We start from the raw sequence: 8137 nt of genomic DNA, 5'->3' as shown, positions 1-8137 counted from the left end.
ATGCTTACAATACTTGTTTAACCCAGTCATAGCGTAACTTTAGCACCTTTTGATTTGTGGTAAAGTTATCTAGACCCTAACAAAATAACTGTATGGGAGGATGTAATGAAACAGCCTAATCAAGTCATTGTACTTAAGGATGCCTTAACACTATCTAAGGAAGGGTATGAAGATATTCATTATGAAGAAGGCACGTTGCTAAAGGTGGTAATGATTTCGAATGATCATGTTGTCGTTCAAGATGATAATAATCAAACTTTCATACTTAAATTTGACGATCAACATAAGCTTTGGGAATACATTTAACTTTGTTAAGTGAACTAGATTAAGCCATAGCGATAATTATGGCTTTTTTACATGGTTCGTAGTAGGTGATATCAATTTTTTGAATGCTGTATTTGGTTTCTGTTTCACTTTTAGTTTTTCTCTCCACCCAATTGCCACATTCGTCAAATTGGTAATCTTTAAATACTGTATTTAACATTTTATTAGATTTGTTTTCTGTATACATTAAATTAAAGTTGTGATCGTAGTTATACGTATCTATGTTTTCCCAAAATACTATAAAAAGTAAATGTCCAGTAAAGTTTTTTAAATAAGGCAAGTCATTGATCGCCCAAGAGATGAGATTGCGTATTTTTTTGTATATTTTTCCATATTGTCATTTATTTTCATCTAATCATTGTTAGACTATCAGTTCAGCCTTGCATGAAGATGATAAGGCTTCATTTTTTATGCAAACATGATCAAAAAAGTATTTTTTTTCTATAAAAAATCGGTATGATCGGCGTCCTAGGACAGCACGTCAATTACGACGAATCCTAAACTAGCTACTTGGAATAAGTTGTTGAATAATAACTTATATTTCTTACACCCTTATCTGAGATGGTAATCCGATATGAGCGTATCTGCAAACGATCCACAAACTACTGCCAAAACTAATGAATATTATTTGACTCGCCAAAGTCAGATGGAATCAAATGTTCGTAGTTATCCTAGAAAATTACCTTTGGCAATTGCGAAAGCAAAAGGCTGTTGGGTCACTGATGTCGAGGGCAATGAGTACCTTGACTGTCTAGCTGGTGCAGGGACTTTGGCCTTAGGTCATAACCATCCTGCGGTCATCCAAAGTATTCAAGAAACTATCGCAAGTGGCTTGCCATTGCATACCCTTGATTTAACTACACCGCTGAAAGATGCCTTTACAGAAGCATTGCTCGCTCATATGCCAGGTGGTCAAGAAGAATATTGCCTACAGTTCTGTGGTCCTGCGGGCGCAGATGCGACTGAAGCAGCGATTAAACTGGCAAAAACCTATACAGGTCGTGGCACAGTCATCAGCTTCTCTGGTGGTTATCACGGTATGACGCATGGTGCATTGGCAATGACAGGTAACTTGAGCGCAAAAAATGCGGTCAATAACCTGATGCCAGGTGTACAGTTTATGCCGTATCCGCATGAATACCGTTGTCCACTTGGTCTTGGTGGCGAGGCCGGTGTTGATGCCTTGACGCATTATTTTGAAGATTTTATTCAAGATGTAGAAAGTGGTGTCACTCGTCCTGCTGCGGTCATCTTAGAAGCGATTCAGGGTGAAGGCGGTGTTGTGATTGCACCAACTAAATGGTTGCAAAAAATCCGTGAAGTGACTGAAAAACACAATATCGTATTGATCTTGGATGAAGTCCAAGCAGGCTTTGCACGTTCAGGTAAAATGTTTGCCTTTGAACATGCAGGCATTGAACCTGATGTGATCGTAATGTCAAAAGCTGTTGGTGGTAGCTTGCCACTTGCGGTACTTGCGATTAAGCGTAAGTTTGATTCATGGCAACCTGCTGGTCATACGGGGACTTTCCGTGGCAACCAAATGGCGATGGGTACAGGTCTTGCGACACTCAACACCATTAAGTCTGAAAAACTGGCTGAAAATGCACAAACTCAAGGTGATTATCTACAAGCTGAAATGAAAAAATTACAGCAAGAATTACCGTGTATTGGTCATGTGCGTGGTCGTGGTTTGATGATTGGTATCGAGATCGTCGATGAGCGTCAAGCGCCAAATCATTTAGGTGCGTATCCTGCGGATTCACAGCTTGCGGCTGAAATCCAACGTGCTTGTTTTGAAAATAAATTGATGCTTGAAAAAGGTGGTCGTGGCGGTACAGTCATTCGTCTACTTTGTCCATTGATCATCACCCGTGAAGAATGTGAAGAAGTTGTTAAGCGCTTTAAGAAAGCCGTTTCAGAAGCTTTAGTTACAGTTCGAGGCGCATAATATGGTGGACTTCGCAGAACATCGCCGTGCTTTGCTATGTAACGATGCGCAATCTATTGCTGACTATGAGTCGGCAATGGAGCAAGCAACCAAAGCGGTTGCGACATGGTTGCAAAATGACAAAATGTACACTGGCGGTAGCATCAAAGAGCTTCGCAGTGCCATTGCCTTTAATCCTTCAAAAGAAGGTTTGGGCGTGCAAGCGTCATTGCAACGTATGGTTGAACTTTTCCTCAATAAAAGTTTAAAAGTACATCATCCGCATTCATTGGCGCATCTGCATTGCCCAACCATGGTGACCAGTCAGATCGCTGAAGTCTTGATTAATGCGACCAATCAATCCATGGACTCATGGGATCAAAGTCCTGCGGGTTCATTGATGGAAGTGCAACTGATTGATTGGCTACGTCAAAAAGTTGGTTATGGTGCAGGTCAAGCAGGTGTGTTTACCTCTGGTGGTACGCAGTCAAACTTGATGGGTGTATTGCTTGCGCGTGACTGGTGCATTGCTAAAAACTGGCAAGACGAACATGGCAAGCCGTGGTCTGTTCAGCGTGATGGCGTGCCGAATGAAGCGATGAAAAACGTCAAAGTGATCTGTTCTGAAAATGCACATTTCTCTGTGCAAAAGAACATGGCGATGATGGGCATGGGCTTTCAGTCGGTCGTGACTGTACCTGTCAATGATAAAGCGCAGATGGATGTCGATGCACTAGAAAAAACGATGGCATTGCTCCAGTCAGAAGGCAAAATCGTAGCATGTGTGGTCGCAACTGCGGGTACAACCGATGCAGGGGCGATTGATCCACTCAAGCAAATCCGTGACATTACCAATAAGTATGGCGCATGGATGCACATCGATGCGGCTTGGGGCGGTGCATTGGTTTTATCTAATGAATTCCGTTCGATGTTAGACGGTATTGAATTGTCAGATTCGATCACATTGGATTTCCATAAGCATTATTTTCAGAGTATCAGCTGTGGTGCGTTCTTACTTAAAGATGAAGCTAACTATCGCTTTATGCATTATGAAGCGGAGTATCTCAACTCTGCTTATGATGAAGAGCATGGTGTGCCGAATCTGGTATCGAAGTCGTTGCAAACCACACGTCGTTTTGATGCGTTGAAATTGTGGATGACGATTGAGGCATTGGGTGAAGAGCTTTATGGTTCAATGATTGATCATGGTGTGAAACTGACACGTGAAGTTGCTGACTATATCAAGGCGACGGATGGTTTAGAGCTATTGGTTGAGCCACAGTTTGCATCGGTGTTATTCCGTGTCGTACCGAAGGGCTATTCTGCGCAATATTTGAATAGTTTAAATCAAAACGTTGCAGATGAACTATTTGCTCGTGGCGAGGCGAACATTGGTGTGACCAAAGTCGGTCTGAATCAATCCCTCAAGATGACTACACTCAGTCCTGTAGCGACACTGGATAATGTCAAGCATTTGCTAGATATGGTTTTAGCAGAATCTGATCGTATTAAAGATGATATTGCCTTTGGGCGTTATACACCTGCAATCGATTGATTGATGAAAAATCTATAATCTAATGAGATCGCTTCGGCGGTCTTTTTTAATGCGAGTTTAAGCCCTGACTAAGTTTAAAGATTGCTTATTCATCGCAATGTCATATATATGCTTTAAGTTAACTGGTTTGATCAAAATCGCACAAGTATATGGACACACCATTTTCAATATTTCGATTATTTTTCTATTTGGGTTGCATTTCTTTTGGCGGTCCTGCAGCGCATATTGCACTGTTTCAAACAAAAATTATTGATCAAAAAGCTTGGATGAGCGCAGAACAATATCTGCAATTGGTGGCGCTGTGTCAGTTTTTACCAGGCCCAAGTAGTAGCCAAGTCGGCATGGGGTTAGGACTGTATCGGGCAGGATATCTTGGTGCACTTGCCTCTTGGCTTGGCTTTACTTTGCCAGGTGCGATTTTAATGTATTTACTTGCCATCAGTTTGAGTCAATTTTCGTGGCTATCCAATACCATGATTTTAAAAGGCTTATTACTTGCAATCGTGGTGATCGTTGCTCATGCGGTTGTGATGATGAGTCGGCAAATCTGTAAAACCAAACTGCATTACGTAATTGTGATTATTTTGACAGTGATTGGCTTGATGTTTGCTGAGTTAAATCAGTTATTTCTCATTTTAATTGCTGCGTTGCTTGGCTTGCTTTTGTTTTATCAACAATCTTATTCGGCATTAGCACAACTCGATTTTCCAGTATCGAAACGAACGGCGCTGATTTGTCTTAGTGCATTTTTCGGAATTTTAATATTTACACCATTATTTGTGTCAGCCGACCAACCTGCCAATTTCTTTTACGAAATTTATCAAGCCAGCGCATTGGTATTTGGCGGTGGACATGTGGTTTTGCCGCTTTTAGAGCAAAGCATCGTTCATCAAAACTTTGTCGGTCAAGATCAGTTTATGACGGGTTATGGGGTGATTCAGACTTTACCAGGACCACTATTTAATTTTAGTGCATTTCTCGGTGCGACAGCTTTTCCATCAATAAGTTTGTTTGCTGCATTATTTACGGTTCTTGCAATATTTCTACCTGCAGCATTAGTTTTAATTGGCGCATTGCCGATGACGAGTTATTTATCAAAAAATAAATATTTACGCGCTATGTTTCAGGGGATTAGTGCAGGGGTGATTGCCTTGCTGATTTTGATGTTAGTTCAAAATATGTTGCCCAAAGGAGTCGATTCAATCGCCGACGGTATTTTCCTGATCATTGCTTTTGCAATTTTTTATACAGGACGTTTGCCGATTTGGGGCTTGATGTTAGCCAGTTTAAGTTATGCGTACATCATGTCCGCAGTCATTTAAAAATTACTTTTTGACTAAGAGCACGCCTGATTCGACATGATGAGTAAATGGGAACTGATCAAACATCGCAAAGCGTTTGATGTCATGTGTTTCACTCAATACTTGTAAATTATCATACAGTGTTTCAGGATTGCAGGAGATATAAATAATTTGTGGGAATTGTGCGATTAAAGCTAATGTGTCGTCATCAATACCTGCTCGTGGTGGATCAACAAAAACCGTATCAAATTGATAATTACTCAGTTCAATATTTTCTTCTTTTAACCGACGAAATTCACGTTTTCCTTGATAGGCTTCGGTAAACTCTTCTGCGGAGAGGCGAGCGATCTGAATATTTTCAATTTGATTTTCAGCCATGTTCCATTTGGCGGCATAGACGGAGCTTTTGGCGAGTTCTGTTGCAAGCACTTTTCGGAAATGTAATGACAATGGCAAGGTAAAATTACCATTCCCACAATAGAGTTCTAATAGATCAGTCTTTGAGTCTGTTTGATTTTCTTGTGCGACATCACATGCCCAAGATAGCATTTTTTCACAAACTATGGCATTAGGCTGAGTAAAGCCATTTTCTATTTGTTTATAGGTAAATTCACGACCATTCACCATGAGTTTTTCAATGACAAAGTCATCTGCTAAAACAATTTTCTGCCCACGACTACGACCAATGATTTTAATATTTAATTTTTCTTGTAATGTTTTTGCAATTGCAGTCCATGCTTCATTTAACTGTCGGTGATAGATCATCGAAACGAGCATTTCCCCATGCTTCGATGCCAAAAAGTCGATTTCAAATAAGCGCTCTGAAAGTAGCGGATTAGCTTTCACTTCTGCCAATAAAATCGGCATGAGATCGTTAATCGACTGGGTTGCCGTTGGAAAATCATCAATGCGAATGACTTGTTTTTTACCTTCCTCATCACGTTCAAACATGGCATAAAACAGATCTTCATCGGTATGCCAAATGCGAAACTCGGCACGCATACGATAGTGACTTTCAGGTGATTCGAAGACTTCGATTTCAGGCATGTCAAATTCAGTAAACTGCGCAAGCAAGTGTTGTACTTTAAATTCGAGTTGTTGCTGATAATCGAGTTGCATAAGAATCTGACAAGTCTAGTGAATGGGGCTGTTCATAGTAGCAAATTACACATACACATGAAAAATCATTTTTCAAAATTGGTTGTTTGCACTTATTAAGGCATAGAGTGATTCAAAAACTGGTGTATAAAAAAGAAGTGACTTACGCCACTTCTTTTTAGATTTTGAGTGATTTTAGATTTGGTTATGCTCCGAGTAGCACATCACCATATTGGTCACGCAGTTCTGATTTGACCATTTTCCCAGTACCGTTGATTGGAATCGCATCGACGAAGATCACACGGTCTGGAATCTGCCAATCGGCAATTTTGCCTTGATAGTAAGCTTTTACCGCTTCTTCATCAATGTTGCTATCTTCTTCTTTGATGGCAACTAAGACAGGGCGTTCGTCCCATTTTGGATGCTTGGCGGCAATCGCTGCTGCCATGCGAATTTCAGGATGACTCATGGCGATCCCTTCAAGTTCAACAGAAGAAATCCATTCACCACCTGATTTGATCAAATCTTTAGATCGGTCACGAATGACTAAGAAGCCGTCTGGGTCAATCGTTGCGACATCACCTGTATCGAACCAACCATCTGCTGTAAGCGCTGAAGTTCCTTTATTAAAGTATTCCGAAACAATCCAATGTCCACGAATATGAAGATTACCTTGCGTCGTTCCATCATGTGGCAATGCTTGATTGTTGGCATCAGGATCGACAATACGAAGCTCTACACCAAACACAGGGCGACCTTGTGATAAGCGGAGTTTTTCCAATTGCTCAGCGGATAAATCTTTATGCTTCGCTTTAGTCTGATTCGCTGTTCCAAGTGGACTGGTTTCCGTCATCCCCCAAGCATGAATCGTTTCGCATTGATATTTATCTTTAAACATTTTGATAATCGCAGGTGGGCATGCTGCTCCGCCAACTACATTACGATTCATACTTTTTAGCGTGGTATCACGTTTAGCCGCTGCAGCAAGTAAGCCTTGCCAAATGGTTGGTACACCAAGTGCAACAGTGACTTTATAATCATCAATCAAGCTGACTAAGCTATCGCCGTCAAGATTTGGACCGGGAAGGACTAAGCTGCTGCCTGTCATCGCTGTAGCATATGGAATTCCCCACGCATTAACATGGAACATTGGTACCACAGGGAGCACGACATCTTTTGCAGAAAGGTTCAGCGAGTCAGGCAATGCAATACCAAAAGCATGCAGTAATGTTGAGCGGTGGCTATACAATACACCTTTGGGATTACCTGTAGTCCCAGAAGTGTAACAGAGTGAACTCGCTGCATTTTCATCAAGTTCTGGCCATTCAAATTCATCATGATTCGATGCAATCAAATCGTCGAAAAATAATACATCAGGCAAGGCGGCGAGAACTTTTTCATCTTTACCACCCAAACAAATAAACTTCTCAACCGTTGGAATTTTATCTTTAATCGCAGTAATTAATGGCAAAAATGTCACATCAAAAAATAATGCTTTATCTTTTGCATCATTGATAATAAATACTAATTGTTCGGGGAAAAGACGAGGGTTGATGGTATGGCACACATAGCCACTACAAGATACCGCATACCATGTTTCGAGATGACGATAATTATTCCATGCGATGGTCGCCAAGCGATCACCAATTTGCAAATTGTATTGGCTGAGTGCATTGGCAAGGCGTTTGGCATTTTTAGAAACATTGCTCCAGTTGGTGGTGGTAAATTCACCACTGACTTCTTTGGAAATGATCTGTGTATCGCCGTGGTATTGTGCTGCATGGTCAATCAGACTGCTAATCACTAATGGGCGACTCATCATTTGTCCAAACATATCGACTTCCTTGTAGGTCTGCTATTTTGAACATTTACTTTGCATGAGAAGCGAAGTAGTGACAATAGGCAAAAACTTCCAAAATCATGTGCAAA

The 8137-nt window shown here is 40.9% G+C and carries 7 protein-coding genes; 4 read left to right on the top strand and 3 right to left on the bottom strand.

Annotated features, from left to right (window positions below; translation table 11 throughout):
* Positions 1–105: 105 nt before the first annotated feature.
* Positions 106–306, top strand: coding sequence for a hypothetical protein (locus MKI79_RS07875; protein ID WP_241571752.1), 201 nt, complete (start codon positions 106–108; stop codon positions 304–306).
* A gap of 19 nt (positions 307–325) precedes the next feature.
* On the opposite strand, the gene MKI79_RS07870 is transcribed toward MKI79_RS07875, so the two are convergent.
* On the bottom strand, positions 326–604 hold the full coding sequence (locus MKI79_RS07870; RefSeq protein ID WP_241571748.1) for a hypothetical protein: 279 nt from the start codon (positions 602–604) through the stop codon (positions 326–328).
* Positions 605–898: 294 nt separating this feature from the next.
* On the opposite strand from MKI79_RS07870, the gene MKI79_RS07865 reads away from it, so the two are divergent.
* The 3 genes from MKI79_RS07865 to chrA all read left to right on the top strand — a co-directional run bounded on the left by MKI79_RS07865 (position 899) and on the right by chrA (position 5131).
* Positions 899–2275 carry a diaminobutyrate--2-oxoglutarate transaminase gene (locus MKI79_RS07865; protein WP_241571744.1) on the top strand — a complete coding sequence of 459 codons (1377 nt, stop codon included), beginning with the start codon at positions 899–901 and terminating at the stop codon, positions 2273–2275.
* A 1-nt stretch (position 2276) separates the two neighbouring features.
* Positions 2277–3809 (top strand): pyridoxal phosphate-dependent decarboxylase family protein, encoded by a 1533-nt coding sequence (locus tag MKI79_RS07860; protein ID WP_241571742.1) that lies wholly within the window; start codon positions 2277–2279, stop codon positions 3807–3809.
* A gap of 149 nt (positions 3810–3958) precedes the next feature.
* Positions 3959–5131 carry a chromate efflux transporter gene (gene chrA, locus MKI79_RS07855; RefSeq protein WP_241571741.1) on the top strand — a complete coding sequence of 391 codons (1173 nt, stop codon included), beginning with the start codon at positions 3959–3961 and terminating at the stop codon, positions 5129–5131.
* A gap of 3 nt (positions 5132–5134) precedes the next feature.
* On the opposite strand, the gene trmA is transcribed toward chrA, so the two are convergent.
* Together trmA and MKI79_RS07845 are read right to left on the bottom strand one after the other, a co-directional pair.
* Entirely contained in the window at positions 5135–6229 is a 1095-nt protein-coding gene (gene trmA, locus MKI79_RS07850) for a tRNA (uridine(54)-C5)-methyltransferase TrmA (protein WP_241571739.1), read from the bottom strand.
* Positions 6230–6413: 184 nt separating this feature from the next.
* Entirely contained in the window at positions 6414–8042 is a 1629-nt protein-coding gene (locus tag MKI79_RS07845) for a long-chain fatty acid--CoA ligase (RefSeq protein WP_241571738.1), read from the bottom strand.
* Between the last annotated feature and the right edge of the window lie 95 nt (positions 8043–8137).

Origin of the sequence: Acinetobacter sedimenti (assembly GCF_022601685.1) — a bacterium.
In the GTDB taxonomy this organism is placed as follows: Bacteria; Pseudomonadota; Gammaproteobacteria; order Pseudomonadales; family Moraxellaceae; genus Acinetobacter; species Acinetobacter sedimenti.
Note: the sequence above shows the minus strand (reverse complement) of the source record. Positions and strands in the feature narration are given on the sequence as shown.

What these genes read in the sequence shown, in the direction of transcription:
- MKI79_RS07845 (WP_241571738.1), bottom strand. Translation starts at nt 8,042, where the DNA reads ATGTTTGGACAAATGATGAGTCGCCCATTAGTGATTAGCAGTCTGATT.
- chrA (WP_241571741.1), top strand. Translation starts at nt 3,959, where the DNA reads ATGGACACACCATTTTCAATATTTCGATTATTTTTCTATTTGGGTTGC.
- MKI79_RS07865 (WP_241571744.1), top strand. Translation starts at nt 899, where the DNA reads ATGAGCGTATCTGCAAACGATCCACAAACTACTGCCAAAACTAATGAA.
- MKI79_RS07875 (WP_241571752.1), top strand. Translation starts at nt 106, where the DNA reads ATGAAACAGCCTAATCAAGTCATTGTACTTAAGGATGCCTTAACACTA.
- MKI79_RS07860 (WP_241571742.1), top strand. Translation starts at nt 2,277, where the DNA reads ATGGTGGACTTCGCAGAACATCGCCGTGCTTTGCTATGTAACGATGCG.
- trmA (WP_241571739.1), bottom strand. Translation starts at nt 6,229, where the DNA reads ATGCAACTCGATTATCAGCAACAACTCGAATTTAAAGTACAACACTTG.